The sequence below is a fragment of the Sinorhizobium terangae genome, from assembly GCF_009601505.1.
GTDB classification, from domain to species: Bacteria; Pseudomonadota; Alphaproteobacteria; order Rhizobiales; family Rhizobiaceae; genus Sinorhizobium; species Sinorhizobium terangae.
In genome coordinates, this window is the sequence record NZ_WITC01000132.1 from 1 (window position 1) to 14,915 (window position 14,915).

At 56.7% G+C, this 14,915-nt stretch carries 13 protein-coding genes and 5 pseudogenes; 6 read left to right on the forward strand and 12 right to left on the reverse strand.

Annotated elements, in window-relative coordinates; translation table 11 throughout:
* Positions 1 to 722: TCP-1/cpn60 chaperonin family protein (locus GHK62_RS31725; RefSeq protein WP_272950348.1), on the forward strand; the 722-nt coding region annotated here is incomplete at its 5' end.
* Between the two features lie 1,594 nt (positions 723 to 2,316).
* Here GHK62_RS31725 and GHK62_RS31735 read toward each other — a convergent pair.
* The 4 genes and pseudogenes from GHK62_RS31735 to GHK62_RS34940 all read right to left on the reverse strand — a co-directional run bounded on the left by GHK62_RS31735 (position 2,317) and on the right by GHK62_RS34940 (position 3,966).
* Positions 2,317 to 2,580 (reverse strand): helix-turn-helix domain-containing protein, encoded by a 264-nt coding sequence (locus GHK62_RS31735; protein WP_153442928.1) that lies wholly within the window; start codon positions 2,578 to 2,580, stop codon positions 2,317 to 2,319.
* Between the two features lie 162 nt (positions 2,581 to 2,742).
* Positions 2,743 to 2,872 (reverse strand): annotated as a pseudogene (locus tag GHK62_RS31740) (IS630 family transposase); the annotation flags it as partial.
* A gap of 184 nt (positions 2,873 to 3,056) precedes the next feature.
* On the reverse strand, positions 3,057 to 3,806 hold the full coding sequence (locus GHK62_RS31745; protein ID WP_153442930.1) for an SDR family NAD(P)-dependent oxidoreductase: 750 nt from the start codon (positions 3,804 to 3,806) through the stop codon (positions 3,057 to 3,059).
* A 37-nt stretch (positions 3,807 to 3,843) separates the two neighbouring features.
* Entirely contained in the window at positions 3,844 to 3,966 is a 123-nt protein-coding gene (locus GHK62_RS34940) for a hypothetical protein (protein ID WP_268833838.1), read from the reverse strand.
* 275 nt (positions 3,967 to 4,241) lie between these two features.
* On the opposite strand from GHK62_RS34940, the pseudogene GHK62_RS34680 reads away from it, so the two are divergent.
* Positions 4,242 to 4,508, forward strand: a pseudogene (locus GHK62_RS34680) (hypothetical protein); the annotation flags it as partial.
* A 163-nt stretch (positions 4,509 to 4,671) separates the two neighbouring features.
* On the opposite strand, the gene GHK62_RS31750 reads toward GHK62_RS34680, so the two are convergent.
* Positions 4,672 to 4,878 carry a hypothetical protein gene (locus GHK62_RS31750; RefSeq protein ID WP_153442932.1) on the reverse strand — a complete coding sequence of 69 codons (207 nt, stop codon included), beginning with the start codon at positions 4,876 to 4,878 and terminating at the stop codon, positions 4,672 to 4,674.
* 97 nt (positions 4,879 to 4,975) lie between these two features.
* On the opposite strand from GHK62_RS31750, the gene GHK62_RS31755 reads away from it, so the two are divergent.
* The gene (locus GHK62_RS31755; protein WP_153442934.1) at positions 4,976 to 5,233 is read left to right on the forward strand and encodes a hypothetical protein; all 258 of its coding nucleotides are present in this window, start codon (positions 4,976 to 4,978) and stop codon (positions 5,231 to 5,233) included.
* A 196-nt stretch (positions 5,234 to 5,429) separates the two neighbouring features.
* Here GHK62_RS31755 and GHK62_RS31760 read toward each other — a convergent pair whose 3' ends face one another.
* Positions 5,430 to 5,783, reverse strand: coding sequence for a nuclear transport factor 2 family protein (locus GHK62_RS31760; protein ID WP_153442936.1), 354 nt, complete (start codon positions 5,781 to 5,783; stop codon positions 5,430 to 5,432).
* A gap of 252 nt (positions 5,784 to 6,035) precedes the next feature.
* Positions 6,036 to 6,242 (reverse strand): hypothetical protein, encoded by a 207-nt coding sequence (locus tag GHK62_RS31765; RefSeq protein ID WP_153442937.1) that lies wholly within the window; start codon positions 6,240 to 6,242, stop codon positions 6,036 to 6,038.
* A 594-nt stretch (positions 6,243 to 6,836) separates the two neighbouring features.
* Between GHK62_RS31765 and GHK62_RS31775 the strand changes: the two are divergent.
* A pseudogene (locus tag GHK62_RS31775) lies at positions 6,837 to 6,968 on the forward strand (IS6 family transposase); the annotation flags it as partial.
* Positions 6,969 to 7,045: 77 nt separating this feature from the next.
* On the opposite strand, the gene GHK62_RS34685 reads toward GHK62_RS31775, so the two are convergent.
* The 3 genes and pseudogenes from GHK62_RS34685 to GHK62_RS31790 form a co-directional block, all read right to left on the reverse strand.
* On the reverse strand, positions 7,046 to 7,846 hold the full coding sequence (locus GHK62_RS34685) for a Ulp1 family isopeptidase (protein WP_380786128.1): 801 nt from the start codon (positions 7,844 to 7,846) through the stop codon (positions 7,046 to 7,048).
* A 1,011-nt stretch (positions 7,847 to 8,857) separates the two neighbouring features.
* Positions 8,858 to 9,094 carry an addiction module antidote protein gene (locus GHK62_RS31785; protein ID WP_327791116.1) on the reverse strand — a complete coding sequence of 79 codons (237 nt, stop codon included), beginning with the start codon at positions 9,092 to 9,094 and terminating at the stop codon, positions 8,858 to 8,860.
* A 70-nt stretch (positions 9,095 to 9,164) separates the two neighbouring features.
* Positions 9,165 to 9,350, reverse strand: a pseudogene (locus GHK62_RS31790) (hypothetical protein); the annotation flags it as partial.
* Between the two features lie 951 nt (positions 9,351 to 10,301).
* Here GHK62_RS31790 and GHK62_RS31795 point away from each other — a divergent pair.
* Together GHK62_RS31795 and GHK62_RS31800 are read left to right on the forward strand one after the other, a co-directional pair.
* A complete protein-coding gene (locus tag GHK62_RS31795) occupies positions 10,302 to 11,654 on the forward strand; it encodes a radical SAM protein (RefSeq protein ID WP_153442946.1) in 1,353 nt (450 codons plus the stop codon).
* An 8-nt stretch (positions 11,655 to 11,662) separates the two neighbouring features.
* On the forward strand, positions 11,663 to 12,616 hold the full coding sequence (locus tag GHK62_RS31800) for a class I SAM-dependent methyltransferase (RefSeq protein WP_153442948.1): 954 nt from the start codon (positions 11,663 to 11,665) through the stop codon (positions 12,614 to 12,616).
* Positions 12,617 to 12,657: 41 nt separating this feature from the next.
* On the opposite strand, the pseudogene GHK62_RS35335 reads toward GHK62_RS31800, so the two are convergent.
* Positions 12,658 to 13,017: pseudogene (locus GHK62_RS35335) on the reverse strand (transposase); the annotation flags it as partial.
* A 147-nt stretch (positions 13,018 to 13,164) separates the two neighbouring features.
* The gene (locus tag GHK62_RS31810; protein WP_153442950.1) at positions 13,165 to 14,463 is read right to left on the reverse strand and encodes a hypothetical protein; all 1,299 of its coding nucleotides are present in this window, start codon (positions 14,461 to 14,463) and stop codon (positions 13,165 to 13,167) included.
* Positions 14,464 to 14,915 lie beyond the last annotated feature (452 nt).

Sequence of the window (14,915 nt, forward strand, 5' to 3'; positions counted from 1 at the left end):
AAGATCTTGGCATCAAGCTCGAGAATGTGACGCTCGAAATGCTTGGCCGTGCCAAGAAAATTGTCGTCGAGAAGGAAAACACGACGATCGTGGACGGCGCAGGCTCGAAGGCGGAGATCCAGGGCCGCGTCGCCCAGATCAAGGCGCAGATCGAGGAAACCACCTCGGACTACGATCGCGAGAAGCTGCAGGAGCGGCTGGCCAAGCTTGCCGGAGGCGTTGCCGTTATCCGAGTCGGCGGCTCGACCGAGGTCGAGGTGAAGGAACGCAAGGATCGCGTCGACGACGCAATGCATGCCACACGGGCGGCGGTCGAGGAGGGAGTTCTGCCCGGCGGCGGTGTGGCTTTGCTGAGAGCCGTCAAAGTACTGGATGGCGTTCAGACCGAAAATGCAGACCAGAAACACGGCATTGAGATCGTCCGCCGTGCAATCGAGGCGCCGGTGCGCCAGATCGCCGAAAATGCGGGTGCTGAAGGCTCGATCATCGTCGGCAAGCTGCGCGAGAAGACCGAATTTGGCTATGGCTGGAACGCCCAGACCAACGAATTCGGTGATCTTTACGATCAGGGAGTTATCGACCCTGTGAAGGTCGTTCGAATCGCGCTGCAGGATGCTGCCTCGATCGCCGGTCTGCTAATTACCACCGAGGCGATGGTCGCTGAGAAGCCGAAGAAGGAGGCACCTGTGCCGCCGATGCCGGGAGGCGGCATGGACTTCTGACAGAACCGACAGGTCCGCGCCCCGAGCGGGCGCGGACGCTCGGTGGACTGCGAACCAAAACATATGTTGCGCCGGAATGGGCAGCGTTGGGGCGTTGGCCTGGTAGATGTGGCAGGAGCCAAAAATCTGGCTCCGACGAGGCCGGACCCGAGGGCCACAAAGGCTATATCCTTACCAATCACCACGTTGTCGCGGACGCCGGCGAGATTGCAGTAACCCTGAAGGACCGCCGCCCCTCCGATTCCGCTGTCAGGTTTCCACCGCGCCCTCCTTCTCCGTGGCGAGAGGCTGGGATGTGTAGGCGAGGCCAAGACCGCTGCGCCAGGCGTCGACCGCCATCTTTTCGCAGAGCGTCACCTTTCCTCGATGATCCTAAGCGCCACCTTCATCGCCTCGTCTCTGAAGAGGGGGCGTTGACTTCTTGCCCAGAAGAAAGCCCATCCGCTAGCGAGATCGCGAATCCTTTATCGCTACGTGACAGCCGGGTCCTTCTGTCGACCGCTCGAGCGAGGTTCTTTTTTGATTGAAACTCCGTGAGGCGGCGCCAGGCGTTGACCGGCGTCAAAGCCCCCACCGCGCGGGCGAGTGCAAAATCGGCAATCGAGCGCAAACAGGCAGCAAGCAAGGTTCGAAGGCCGGCAGGCGAAGGAGGCACTAGGCGAGGGCCGGCTAAGCTGGTGGCCGTACGATGACGGTGACGCTGGTGACAAAACAGACGCCACACCGCGAAAGGCCATGGTAGAACCTCCATGACTTTCTTGGAACCATCCCGCAGCGGAACGTCAGTCGATTGTCGCTTCTTTAAAGCGGCTTGGCAGTAGAAGGATCGGCTTAAGCAGCACACCTTGGAGAATCGAACCCACAGCAGGAAGCCCCCTCGGTCTCACCCCTGAGGGGCGCAGTTTTTGTCGGCAACCGTGAATAAAAAACCGGCCGGGCACAGGTGGGCTAGGCGATAACTTGATCGTTTGATTGTGACTGGCGGTTTATCCAGCAATCAACAACGCTTCGAACCGCGCTTCGCCGTTGCGGAACCATTTAATTGGCGGGGTTAAGAGCGTGTCGCTCTGTATTGTATGTCGCATCGCAGATCCGGTAACTGCTGCAATCGCTGCAGTGCGCCAGCGCCAGCTTTCGGGCAGGCGGCAGCCGTCACCGTGGCAACAGTGGGTCTGTGGCGACTTCCGGATATCCCCGACATTCTAGCGCCCGCTCGCGCGCCAGAAACCGCCGTCCACGGGCGCGTCAGCGGTGACGGCGTGGATTGTGCAACAGTGAGATTGTTCTTATCGGCACTTTGCGTCGAACGCCGATGGGCTGCGCCAGGCGAGCCGCCGTTAGACGGGAGTGTCTGGAGCCGAGATGGCTTTGGAAACTGCGAAGGCGGCACGCCGATCACGCGGGTGCAACAGGCCGGAGGTGCGGCTGCCTAAGATTGCTCGAGGCACTGGGGCTCGATTTTGGCAAAGCCTGTTCGATCGGAGCGAAATCGGGGAGCATAGGTAAAGCAAGAATGCGATGGTTTCTCGGGCACTAATTGGGTTCTTCCTCACTTTGTGTGGTGGTGCAGTTGGTTGAGGGTAGCATGGGGGCTCTAAGGAGTCCTGGCCTTTTCCGCTAGTTCAGGGAACATGGAGGTTGGCACTCGAAGTGCAGCAGCGATGCGCTTGAGCCTGCCCGGGTCGACATCAGCACCTTGTTCGATCCTTGTAATTTCGGCGCCAGTCAGACCGCAGGTCAATGCGAGGTCCTCAATGCTATATCCGACCGCTTCGCGGAAGCGCCGGACAGCGTGACCTATATCGACGTGACCCCGGCACGTGTCGAAAGCGTCTATGTCGTGTATTAAGTTCGTCATTCAGATGACTCCTTCGGTCATTGCGCAAGGAGCGCGCGCTCCTTGCGTGAAGGAGCATGCGGCCATGCAAAAGCCAAGCTACAGACTAATTATTGTTGCAGTGCAATATAAGTTCAAAAGATGACCATGCAAGGCATCGCTGGATGCTGACTTGTTTCGGCGGCCGAAGGCGTTGCATATTCGGATCGTCTTGTGCGAAAAGCCAGTGGCTCCTTGCCATCGAGCGGATCGACCAATGGGTTGCATCGCTTGGCGTAGAACGCAGCGTGCGCTCGATCACAGCAGCAATCTGAACAGTTCTGATGTGCGCACGGCCAGCGGCTCAACCGAAACTTAACCGTTGCTGACTTGCCCTGAACCGGCAGATCTTGAAGGCTAGGTTGGACCAATCGTGCCTATCATCGTCTCTGCCCTTCCCGCTGTTATCATTAGCAACATCAGATCGACCTTGGCGGTCCCTGCCGTTATCAAAATGACTAGACGGCTAGATAGCCGCCATCGACAACCAACGTTGATCCCGTCACATAGCTAGACATGTCAGATGCCAGGAAGACGATCGGTCCGACCAGCTCTTCCGGGTCGCCAAAGCGTCCGAGGGGAATGCGGGAAAGAAACCGCTCCGCGCGCTGCGGGTCATTTCGGCTCGCAGTCGTCATCGGAGTCTTAAAGGTGCCCGGAGCGATGCAATTGACGCGCACACCATCCTTGGCCAGCTCCTGAGCCAGATTCTGGGTCAACATTTTAACTGCCCCCTTCGAGCTCGAATAGCTGATGGAAGTGGCGGTTGAAACGAAGGACGCGATCGAGGCCATGTTGATAATGGTACCCTTCGTCGCTCGCAGCGCTCCGATAAACGCCAAAGTGACGTTCAAAGTGCCATTGAGATTTACGGCCAAGGCAGCGTCCCAAGTGCTGCGAACATCGTGGCTGTCTATGGTGTTACGTGGACAAACTCCTGCGTTGTTGATCAGGATCGAGACCTGCCCGACAGTTTCAGCCACGTCTTTGGCAAGCACATTACAGGCCTCCGCGTTTGCAACGTCGAGCGTCCAAGTCCATACTTCCCCGCCGTTGCTTTTAATCTCATCCGCCGTTCGCTTGGCGGCCTCACCGTTGATATCCGTTGCAATGATGCGGGCCCCTTCAGCGGCTAGACCGTGAGCTATCGCAGCCCCGATCCCCTGACCGGCTCCGGTAATAAATGCAATACGATCTTTCAGTAGCATGAATCCCTCCTCTGGTGTGCAAGCGAGCCATCCCCTATCACTGCTGTTGGAGCAAGCAGCGACCGTCGGCAACGACGCCAGTTCCGGCTTCAATGTCGGCGATGCCACCGTCGGCGGTGGTGACAACGATGTTCTGAATGGCTCGGACGGGCGATGACATCTATCACTTCACGCGAATGCTAGGCTTGCATTCCTAACTTACTATCGCGACTCAGCAATGGGACGCTATCTGGTCACGAGGGTTTCATAGATATGGGGGACTGGAGCAACTGTTGAAGCTGTCAAAGCTTATGAAAGGCTTTAATGCGAGTTTCATTGCGGTCTCCTCTGATATCGGACGACGCCAGCAGAATGCGCTTTTGTGCGTCCAAAGTCGCATAATGTCGTCTGGAATATCTGATCGCGATCGGAGTGCTACGCGTCAGCATCCTTCGCACCTTCTCGCTGGTGTCTTTGGTCTCCGCCGGCCTTGGCGTCGGCTATGCGCCGGAATGGACGCGGGGTCTACCGAGCCGCACCTTCGGACTCAGGCCAGCTCGCGACGTCGAGTTCAGGATCTTGCTCGGGCTTGCGTGGAACAAGGAAAACCCGACCGCGGCGAGAGAGGACATCATCTATATTGCCCGGCCGGGGCGGCGAGGGGCAGGGAGTGCCATTATAGACAACTTCCCTTCATCGAGCGGATCGGCTTGCCGGAGCTAGTCCGTCTCGGTTCCCGGCTGATAACCGGAGCTGTGCTGAACCTGCTGCCGCGAGCCGAACCGGTCAAACCGTGCGCGAATGGGCGCCGGCAGTTTGGCTGCCCGCGCTTGGTACGCGGAGGAGCTGCATCCCCTGCAAATACGACTCCCCAAGCCATATGAACTCACTCGGCCGTCAGACCATCGAACACCTCAATCATGGCGTCGCTGATGGCTTTGCCGAGTGCGGCCGCTGCTTCTATTAATGCTTCCTCGTTCATGTCGCGAGCGGCCATCGCGAAGGCGGCGCCTTCCGCCATTACGACTTGTTGGGCGCGCTGAATTGCCCACAGAGCGAAGTCGCTGCGATTACTGATTTCCACGGTTTCCATGATTTCTCCCTGATGTGTTCGAGCGGATGCCCTATAGCGAATCTGGTAGGCAATGCGGCTCTGAAAATCGTGCTGAGAATGAGTTCGAGATAAACGAATGACGCAGCAGTTCGATCTGTCTGTTTCGAATGAGAGGGTTCTATCGAAGGCGGGTGGTTCATCTGCGATGAAGCGCCAGCTGTCGGTCGCCTTGAGCGAAGACGATATGGTGCGGCAAATTGTTGGTCTCTGCCGTTATCGGCAACACTATCTGGCGACTACGTTGTCCCCGAGCGTCACACCGAGCTGGTACCAGCTCCGTATGTCCGGGCAGGGAACGGCTGATGAAACAGCCGGATTCCTTCTCCTCCTGTGAAACAGAAACTCACGCGACTTTCAGACCGCACGAAAACATTCTTTGCTGGATCCACTTCCTCTCTGCCATGTGGACTACACCACGTCACCTTGGCACATTGCGGTGCCGCTAGGAGAGGACGGTAACCACACCATTTGCCAAGCGACAAAGCGGGCGCGCGCGCGCTTTGTCTGATGTCCGGCAGATGCAATCGCGGTTATTCGAGCGGCAAACCGTGCATCTTGAGGAACGACAGCTTATCCCAGTAGCCACGTTGAAGGCTTATCCTCCCGTCTCGCACTGTGAAGAATCCGCACCCACGCAACCCGAGCGGGTCACGCCATTCGAGAGCAGCAACATCACCAGCTTCGTGAATGGCTTCTATTATGCATTCCATATTGGCTTTCGCGAACTCCCGCTCAAACATCGCCTGGACAGCGTCTCGGCCTTTCACCGGCTCCTGTGTCACTTGATGATTAATTGCGTCATTGTGGTAAAGTTCAGCAAGCTCTAGAGCATCGCCAGCATTGAAACGCTCCACCCAAACCTCGACTACTTGTTTCGGCGTCATGGTCAATCCTTGGTATCTGATAAAATATACCTTTTGCCGCAGCCGTAACATCGCGGCAGTCGGCCAGCCTCGAAACACGAGCAGGATTTGGACGACCGCTTTGTTTCGCTTGGCGCCGCTCAGCGGGCACTTTGCGTCATATTTGCTTGGCGGCGAAGCCCTCGCCGCCACTCAATTGAATGCATGCGACCGCCTGCTGAGCAGTCGGCCACCAATCGGCTCAGTGTGTATCGTCGATGCGCGCGCTGTACCCTAGGACAGCCCAGCAACAATACTCAAGCCCAGGTCGTCGCGAATACCTGCTTGATAAGCGTTGATCAGCTTTGCGGCGAGCGCTTCAGCTTCTTCAGACTTGCGTGACAAAGCTCGCCTTTGCAGCTCGTCTTCGAAGGCCTTTCCGATCATCTCCAACTCGTCAGGCCCAATTGGATCGAAAGTCAAGGTTTGAGCTGAATTCATGGTTCCCCCTGCCTCCGCCGATGCGACGGAGGACCCTTTGTGCTTTTCTGGTTTGAAATGGTGCAGCTTCGCTGGAGATCTAGCGAACGCGAGCCGTCCTTACGGCCGGCCCATCTATATCGGTCCACTGCAGTGCCGCAATGGCGGAGCCGAATAGCAGAGCAGGTATAGCCACGGCTCCCATGAACCTGAGCATTTGGAGCCGACGTGTGCGCTTTCCATCCCAATCGTAAGCCATCGTTACGCCCTTGCTACCCGGAACAATACGCGAAGATAGAACCAGAGAACGATCGTACGGTCGAGTCTATTTTCAAGTATTACTTTTAAACGATTTCGGCGGGATTTTACGGAAATGCGGTGCCCAACCCGCGCATAAGAGTATGCCAGCCGTCGTCAAAATGCCCTGCCTCCTCCTTTGTTCAACAGCTTCACGTATGCGTGCTTTCGTCCTCAAGGCCGGAAAGGAAAGAGTCATGATTAAGGAGCTTGCAAATGAACATAAGAGAGCCTTGGTCATTTCTACTGCTCCAGCATGGTGATCTGAAGGCACCGTAAAGTTAACTGACGGCTGATGAAGATGTGCGTACACGGACGATGTCAGAAGTTGCTCTTGATCCGCTTTATCGTCGCCACCGCTTTCCCGCCGAGATCATTGCGCACGCAGTATGGCTCTACTTTCGCTTTCCGCTCAGCCTGCGCATGGTTGAGGAATGGCTCGCGCTCCGTACGTGCGGGCGGTCCACCGATCTCCGCCTCGGAACATGACGTCTAGCGCTGATCTGCTTGACGGTAGCCACTGAGACTCAACGCCCCGCGTCAGATCGCTCTCTGCTTCTGAAGGAAGCCATTAGCTCGGCTCGGGCCTGATCGGAGGCTTGGCTGATGGGCAGCGCGACTCCTGTAACAGCCCCATGACCGAGTCGGCGTTGGAGTGCCTGCCGATCGATGACGAGGTTGTCGAGGTGCAGCCTGGCTGGCTGCCGGCTTTGCCCCAGTCGTCCGACCAGCGCCCTCGTGCCGTCAAGCACAAAGACGCCGCAATCATAGCGGTTCTGCTGCTGGGTTATGCGGACCGGCTCCTGGCGGGCTCCCAGCCGTTGCGCGAGCTGTGCCGCGGGCTGGTCGTTGAGCCGCCCGGCGGAGTCGTAATGATAGGCGACCGGCCTTTCCCGCTCGCGTCGATCAACCAGCAGCAGCGACCAGTGGGTGCCGCGGCGTTCAGGATCGGTAGCGCTGGCATCGTTGACAGGCAGGAACAGGAAGTCGGCTGTATCATTGCCATTGCGATCATAGACGATGCGCTGGAAGGCCCTGAGGGCGGCATTATCGGCGCCCAGGCGCAGATGGTAATGGGCTATCAGCGGGTCGACGAGCCGCGTTCGGGCGGCGAGATCTGGATTTTCCCTCTGCAGCTCCTGCGCCAGCAGTTCGTAATCTCTTTGGATGTGCCGATCCCCCAGCCATTCCGTGGCGTCGAGCGCCAGCCCACTGCGGTCGTGAGACGAGGCTTGCGGATCGAGCGCCTTAACCTGAGCGTTGGAGGCTGTACCTCGAGGCGGGGCATAATGGGCATCATCACGCAGCTCGGCCGGTGTGGACGGCAAATCGACCAGGGAGTCCAGACCGCGGTAGATGTCAGACGAGCGAGCTGACGCGGACCGCCGAGCTGGCCCCATGTCCTGACCCGACTGCGGCGACGGCCCTGACCAGGGGCGGTCCCAACCGGCAGGTCTTTGCCTTCCGGCTTGGTCCACCTCCTGCCAAAGTTGCGACTGATCGTAACTTTCCTGCGAAGCGGCGGGCCTTACCCCCCAATCGACCTGCTCCCGCGAGCCAAGCTGTGGCCCGAGATCCGGGAGGCTGCCATGCGCAGCGCTCAACGCCGCGGAACCTTCGCCAGGCACGCTCGATGACGGCGATGGCCCGGTAATCGATCTCGACCTGGCAGCGTCCGACCGCGGCGCGGACCACCCGCTCCGCATCCTGCCAGAACTGCGCCGAAGCGAAACTTGCAGCCGGCAACGGCCCGGCGCGGTCGGCGACGGCAAAGACCTCGTCCTGATCAAAACTCTGCGCAGGTGAGTGAGCTGGTGGAGCAAAGGGCAAGTGCGAACCGCCTTCCCCGGCGTCCTCCTCTTGCAGCATCCTCGGCCGAACCGCATCTGCATGTGAGCCGGTCCGCCTGGCAAGACGGCTGTTTGGAACGGCTTGCCGATGCTCGCCCGGCTGCAACGCGTTCAGATGCTCCTGAAAACGCGCCTGGTCGGCCTGCTGCTGTTGCGAGCCTGCATCGTCTGTGCGGGCGAGATCTGAGACGCGGGATGGATTGACGTTGTTAAAGGGATCCATGCTATCTCCTTTGCCTGTTCCGAGCAGCTCATGACGGCCTGGCGGCTGGAAACTGTTCTATGGGGTAACGTCCGGAATTATCTGTCGTCGGTTGGAGTAACCGGAGCAAAACCATAGCGGACCACCCGCACCCCGATCGCCAGATCCTGCACCACGACGCTTGTCCAGTTCGGACAGAAGCATATCGGCTAGTTGGGGCGGCGTCTCACTCGTGCGGTACACCTTCCGGGGGTCTTCCGCCTTAGTCATGCTCTGATTTTGCGGCATCAGGCGGCCACATCATGTTTCGGCATCAGGTGAAAACCGAAGGCTTTCAGAACGGCGAGCGTGGTTTCGAGCGTCGGATTCCCATTCTCGCTAAGCGAGCGATACAGGTGCTCGCGAGCAAGACCGGTCTTGCGGGCAATATTTGTCATGCCCTTGGCGCGCGCAACCGCGCCGAAGGCAGAAGCGATATGTTTGGCATCTCCCGTTTCCATTGCTTCGGCCAGGAACGCCTCAATAGCTTCTTAAGTGGTGAGTAGATCGGCCACGTCGAACTCGGTAAACTTCTCAGCCATTGTCATCACTCCACTGGGCGGCTTGGTCGGTCTGAAACTGCGTCAGTTCCTCTTGCAGGCGCCGCTGTATCTCTTTGCCTTCTTTCAAGGAAAGGCCAAAATTGTCGAGGCAGGCTCCATCGACAATCCGTTCGACGTTGGCAACCTCGCGACCCTGCGGAACGCCGTCCATCCCAACAAACTCTATCGGGACGATCATCTGCAATTGCGCTGTCACGAATGCCCCTTCCACAAAGGCACCCGATTACCTGAAGACCCTTACCCCCACGTTCTTCCCGCTCCCAATTGAGTTGCAACGCGTCCATCCGTCGGGGGCGCTTCCCAAAGTTATTCCGCCTGCCCAGCCTGCTGCCGTGATAGCGCATGGTAGTTCTGGATCCAGGCTTCCGGGTCAGATGCGCCGGTCAATGCCTCAATCCAGTTAGACATATCGCGAGCACCGCCTTCAGGCGACTCGCCATCTCCTGGATACATCCGTCGTACTCCGTAAGTCAGATAACGGGCCGCACAGTAACGCACGCCGGCCGATCCCCGGCATGCAACGTCGGCATACAATTATGCAGCCGAGATATACCTAGCCGTGCGATAACCGTGCGCGACGTGACTTGCGTTGCTCTCAATTGCTTGGTTTGTCGCGTCCGCGACACATGACTATTCGACCGACAGGCTGCCGCGCTCGCAGTTAAGTTGTTGAATAGAATGTAGGACGGCTGTTCGGCGTCTCTTCCCCGCAGTTGGCACGACTCTTGAGTGTCTCTCGTTGCCCGGCGGCAGGAGCTGCCGACCGCCATCACCGATTGATCCTCTCATTGAGAAGGGAAGCAACAATGAAGACCGATATGTTACCCTAGCGAGACCGAACAACTGCTGAAGAAGCATCTGCAAGTTCGGGAGGCGTCTTGGTGGCTGCACATGGGAGCAATTGGTGAATTCTCGAGGGGCAGCCGCTGAAGTTATAATCTGCTGGCGTCTGGTTTTTTACACATAAGCCGTACGGCTAGACCTGAAAAACATAAGCGGCGAAAACGCCGGACGGAAAGCGGATTAGCAGCTTCCATGGAGTGCTGATCACCACCAGGCATGAACTTGTGGCGTTCGGCGAACGACGGCGTTCAGGCATTCACCGGGTTGGCAATCAGCAGGTTAGGTCATGGATTATCTGGACTTTCTTCGGACAAGCATATCGAAAAAGGAGCTGCCAACCTACGTCTATGGTTATCCTTCCAAGCGAGCGTATCGGGCTTTTCCGCAGCCACTCCGCATAACTGATGTCGTTGAGCAGGCTAGCCATTCTAAGCACATCAACATCTATGTCCATATCCCCTTCTGCCGCTACCGGTGCACCTACTGCACGCTCTTCCTTACAACGCGTCAAAACCAGGCGACGCGGGAGTCTTATGTTGCTCGGCTGGCGGAGCACATCGCGCGATATGGAGAGTACTTCGGAGATCGAGAGGTTGTAAGTATCTATTTCGGCGGCGGCACGCCAACTCTGCTGACTCAGCATCAATTCAGCAAGCTTTTCGCCGCCCTCGACGCTGCATTTCCAAAACGAAGCCGGAAATGTGAGATTACGGTCGAGAGCGCGCCAGACACTTTCGACAACAACCTTCTGGATTGCTTAAAGGCCATTGGCGTCAACCGAATGAGCATGGGCATCCAAAGCATGGTACCCAGCGAGCTTGCGCACTCTGGTAGACCATATTCGGTCGAAACTGCAGAAGCGGGAATCAAAGCGCTGACGGAACGCTTTTCCCACGTCAATCTTGATCTGATCTACGGCCTGCGTGGTCAAACCCGTGAGTCCTGGATCTTTTCGCTTGGCCGCGTGCTCGGCTATGAGCCGCAGACACTCTCTCTTTACCCCGTTGTTGTTCGTCCGATGACAAACATCATGACCTCGAAGGCGAACAATCCCGAATTATTCTTCTCTGAAGAGGAAAAGTATGAGGTCTACGACCAGAACGTTGCTCTGATGGCGTCCAAAGGTTACCGTCAGGAATCCTTCGCGCGTTTCACCAAGATCGCTGGCGACCGAGCCTACCGGCAGGAGGCCTCGGATTTCGAGGGAACGCCGCTGCTAGGATTGGGAGTGAGCGCCAGAAGCTATTCCGGGCAATATCACTATGGCACGGAGTATGCCGTCAATTCTCGGGCCGCTTCATCAATCATCGACGCGTTCTCGGCTCGCTCCTTCGAGCCTGACGCGATAGCATCGCACGGAATCAAACTGACGCCGGGAGATCTCGCGCGTCGCTACGTCCTGCTTGGCCTCACGTTGTCCTCACTGAGCAGGAAGAATTACGCTTCAGTATTCGGACGCGAACTGGCGGCCGATTTCAGCGAAGAGCTCAAGGCGCTCGAATGTCTGCAACTCGTCGACTTGGCAGACGGTGATACTTATCAACTGACTCACACGGGATTCAAATATTCGAGTATTGTGGCGCGAATGTTTTACTCGGGGACGGTGCTGGCCCTTGAAGAGCAATATCAGGCTGCGTGAGGTGCAGTATGCAAGAGGAAGCGAAGCATTCACCCTTATGGTGGGATTCGGGCTACGTCGATCCCAATGTATCGTGTATGGGTGGTCCCAGCCCCGAAATCTTCGAGATAGCACCAGCTCTCCGCGCGAAGAGCGTGGTTGTCGAACTGGGTTGCGGCGAGGGGCGCAATGCCCTCTATTTGGCTCATTTTGATCATCAGGTGATCGCGACCGACGCCTCTGAAGCCGCCATCTCCAAGCTGAACCGGCTGGCGGGCGATCTTGGCGTAAACATAACGAGCGGTGTGGCTCGTGTTGAAGACTTCCAGCCGCCTGCTTACCTCGACGTCTTTATAGCGCATTCCGTGTTGCATTTCACGGAACGGACCGTCTGGAAACCGCTCGTCACCACCTTAATCGATCGGACGCGGCCTGGAGGATTTCACTGCTTTACCAACACGCTCGACCGACCAGACCATCCTATTTCTAAGGAGGCGTTGGCATCTGGTCACAAGAAATCGTTCTCGCGCGGAGAGCTGGAGGCCATCTATACAGAAGCCGGCTGGGAAATCTTCCGCTCCGATCATTACATTAAATGGGACGCGCACCCTGGCATTCCAATCCATTCACACAGCATCGAGAAAGTTGTGGTTCGCAAGCCAATTGGATCTGAAGATCTCCCGGGAATGAAAGCTGAGCTCATCGAGGTAGCCGGGATGTTTCCTGTCGAACAGTTTGACACCCTAAAGTTGGGTACACCGCGCGATGCCATAGTTGAAATGCTCGGCTCGCCGCCAGCCAGCCATCGGGTGAAGACTGTCCGGAAGACAGTTGGCGGCAACAATCACGTGGCCATAGCGGACGGTTACGCACGTGAGGATATGATCTATGGCGATCACGGCCTCCAGTTCGTCAATGGAACGCTTACCGGCAAATATCGGTACTTCACGCCTCCGAAGCGCTTGCTCATTCGAAATAAGTGATGCTCGAACGGTAACTGGCGAAAATTACCGCTTAGGGCCTGTTAACACTTAAGAAAGGTTAAGGTGGCTATCAAATTTGGATGGAACTGACTGTTTCGCAATACACGCTGCCGTTGCCGCAACTTGCCTAGCCAGAGGCTCCGCGGATCCTGTTTGCTGCTGCGCGACCCAGAGCGGCGCGAGCGCCGTGGATCATCAGCGTGCGCAAATAAGCCGCGTTTGCTGATGCCGAACAGTCGGACCAGTCCTCCACTGGGTCGCTGCTTCGGCACAAGGCCCAGCCAGGCCGCGAACTGACGGCCGTTCTTGAAGCAGGTTCTGTCACCGACAGCTGCGATCAATGCCGTCGCCTTTATCGGCCCAATGCCTTCGATCTTGCCGAGGCGTTGGCATGGCTCGCTGTTAAGGATCTGCGCCTGGAGGGCATCTGCGGCATGGACGACGGCAAGGCTTTCATGAGCGGTTTCTCCAGCTCGGCGCATGCCATGCTGCGTCGGCAAAACCCTCGATCGTGTCTCCTGCTTCGGTGCGACGCTCTCCCCGCCCTCTCACGAGATCATCGCGCCACCTCGAGCCGTAACTTCAATGTCTTCAGCGGCCAGCGCCCGCGCAAAATCTTCATGTAGATAGAAATAGTGCTGGAATTGCTCAAAATCGTCGAGGTGCTCCAAAAGCTCATTTGAGCTAAGTTGTTTTTCATAAAATTTGGTATGCATCTTTTGGATTATGTCGCTGCGCTTGCCGGCGCATACATCCTTTAGTGCTTCAGGTAAATACCCGCCAGGCCCTATCTTTACTTCCGTAGACGTATAAGCGCCTGCGACTTTTATTGCCTCGATCTGAGACGCCCTCGAAACACGGCAGTTTGGGAATACCCATACATTTAGATCCGACAGGGCGAGGAGGTAAAGTGAAGCGAAGAACGAGAAATATTTGTCTATGTTTAAAATTTGCTTTGGACGGTTGTCTATTTGGTTGGTCGTTAATTTGTTCCAAGTAGGCATCCCAATAACCACAGGGTCTTTGGGCGCATATTTTTTGCAAAGGTACCTGGCGTGATGGATCGTTGCCAAGACTTCAAAAACAACATCCTTGTTTAGTCCCAGCATTGTACCCACTGCAAGATTTAGACCAGCTTTGGCCGCACGATCCTGACTCTGCAACCTGAACAGGAACCCGTTGCCACCTTTCACAACATGAAAGTCATCATCGATTCCGTATGCTTTAGGCCCGCGCGAAATATGATGATTATACAGAGCCTCATCGTACGTCTCTTGCCACATGATCATTCCGTCAGCGCCGCAGGCCGCCAGCGTGTGATACTGCGACTCCGTAAGTGCCATCGTGCAAAACAGAAGCTGACGGGCACCAGTTCGCGGGAGGAAACGAGATCTCAGCCGCTGCAGGAGAACCGGAAGAGTGTCACGGACAAATTGGATGTCGTCACCTCCAACTAGTTCAATATCCTGTATGCCTTTCGCGAGTAGGTATTGGACCTGGATGTCAACGATTTCTTCATCAATACTTAGTCGACCCATTTGCTTGTTATCAGACCGCCAGCCACAAAAGCTACAATTAGATGCACACCGATTGGTAACCTCCACGGGAGACAGCGTGACAACGGAGCGACCATACTTCCGCGTCCTGACTTTGGCAGAGCAGTCAAGAACCATCGCTTTGATTTGGTCGAAATCTGGTGCGTCCATCATGTTAATGAACTCGGCGACTTCCGTAATGGTCAAGGGGCGACATTGCGCTTGCTCCAGTGTGGAAGCGGCTTGCTTAAGTGTTATCCCGGCAGCCGCCCTGGACGCTGTGTGTATTTCATCGATTGGCACTTCATACATTTATTTACTCCTTATCCTTGGAGCTTGCTTCACTGTCGCTCCCGGATTACGCCATGGACTTTGCTCATCGAAGGTCAAGCACATTTCGTGCCAAACTGGGCATTCCGGTGAAGTCGAAACGAAGCTGGCCAGTCGGTGCTCTCCTGGGTCGTTGTTCTGAATGGCTCCTGTCTGCGCGGCCAAGCGACGGATGGTGGTGTTTGTCGCTGCTTTCGCAAGCTCTCGCCGGACAGTTCGAGCAGTAGCATTGTGGACAAGGCGGTCGAGGATGGCACAAAGAAACGCTGCCGTGCGTGAAAAATCGGTTTTCATGAAAGAGGTTCATGAAAACCGATCACGTGCTAGCACGGACATATGAGGGAACTCGTCACTTCCGAATCTCGATCACGCGAAGAGCATCCCCTTCCTACGGGTGCCGTTACTCGATCATATCCCAGCACCCGATAATCCGC

Bases quoted from the DNA above. Each gene is read 5' to 3' on its own strand.
- GHK62_RS31760 (WP_153442936.1), bottom strand. From the start codon at position 5,783: ATGACGCCGAAACAAGTAGTCGAGGTTTGGGTGGAGCGTTTCAATGCT.
- GHK62_RS31810 (WP_153442950.1), bottom strand. From the start codon at position 14,463: ATGTATGAAGTGCCAATCGATGAAATACACACAGCGTCCAGGGCGGCT.
- GHK62_RS31765 (WP_153442937.1), bottom strand. From the start codon at position 6,242: ATGAATTCAGCTCAAACCTTGACTTTCGATCCAATTGGGCCTGACGAG.
- GHK62_RS31755 (WP_153442934.1), top strand. From the start codon at position 4,976: ATGACGCAGCAGTTCGATCTGTCTGTTTCGAATGAGAGGGTTCTATCG.
- GHK62_RS31745 (WP_153442930.1), bottom strand. From the start codon at position 3,806: ATGCTACTGAAAGATCGTATTGCATTTATTACCGGAGCCGGTCAGGGG.
- GHK62_RS31800 (WP_153442948.1), top strand. From the start codon at position 11,663: ATGCAAGAGGAAGCGAAGCATTCACCCTTATGGTGGGATTCGGGCTAC.
- GHK62_RS31795 (WP_153442946.1), top strand. From the start codon at position 10,302: ATGGATTATCTGGACTTTCTTCGGACAAGCATATCGAAAAAGGAGCTG.
- GHK62_RS31735 (WP_153442928.1), bottom strand. From the start codon at position 2,580: ATGACGAACTTAATACACGACATAGACGCTTTCGACACGTGCCGGGGT.
- GHK62_RS31750 (WP_153442932.1), bottom strand. From the start codon at position 4,878: ATGGAAACCGTGGAAATCAGTAATCGCAGCGACTTCGCTCTGTGGGCA.
- GHK62_RS34940 (WP_268833838.1), bottom strand. From the start codon at position 3,966: ATGTCATCGCCCGTCCGAGCCATTCAGAACATCGTTGTCACCACCGCC.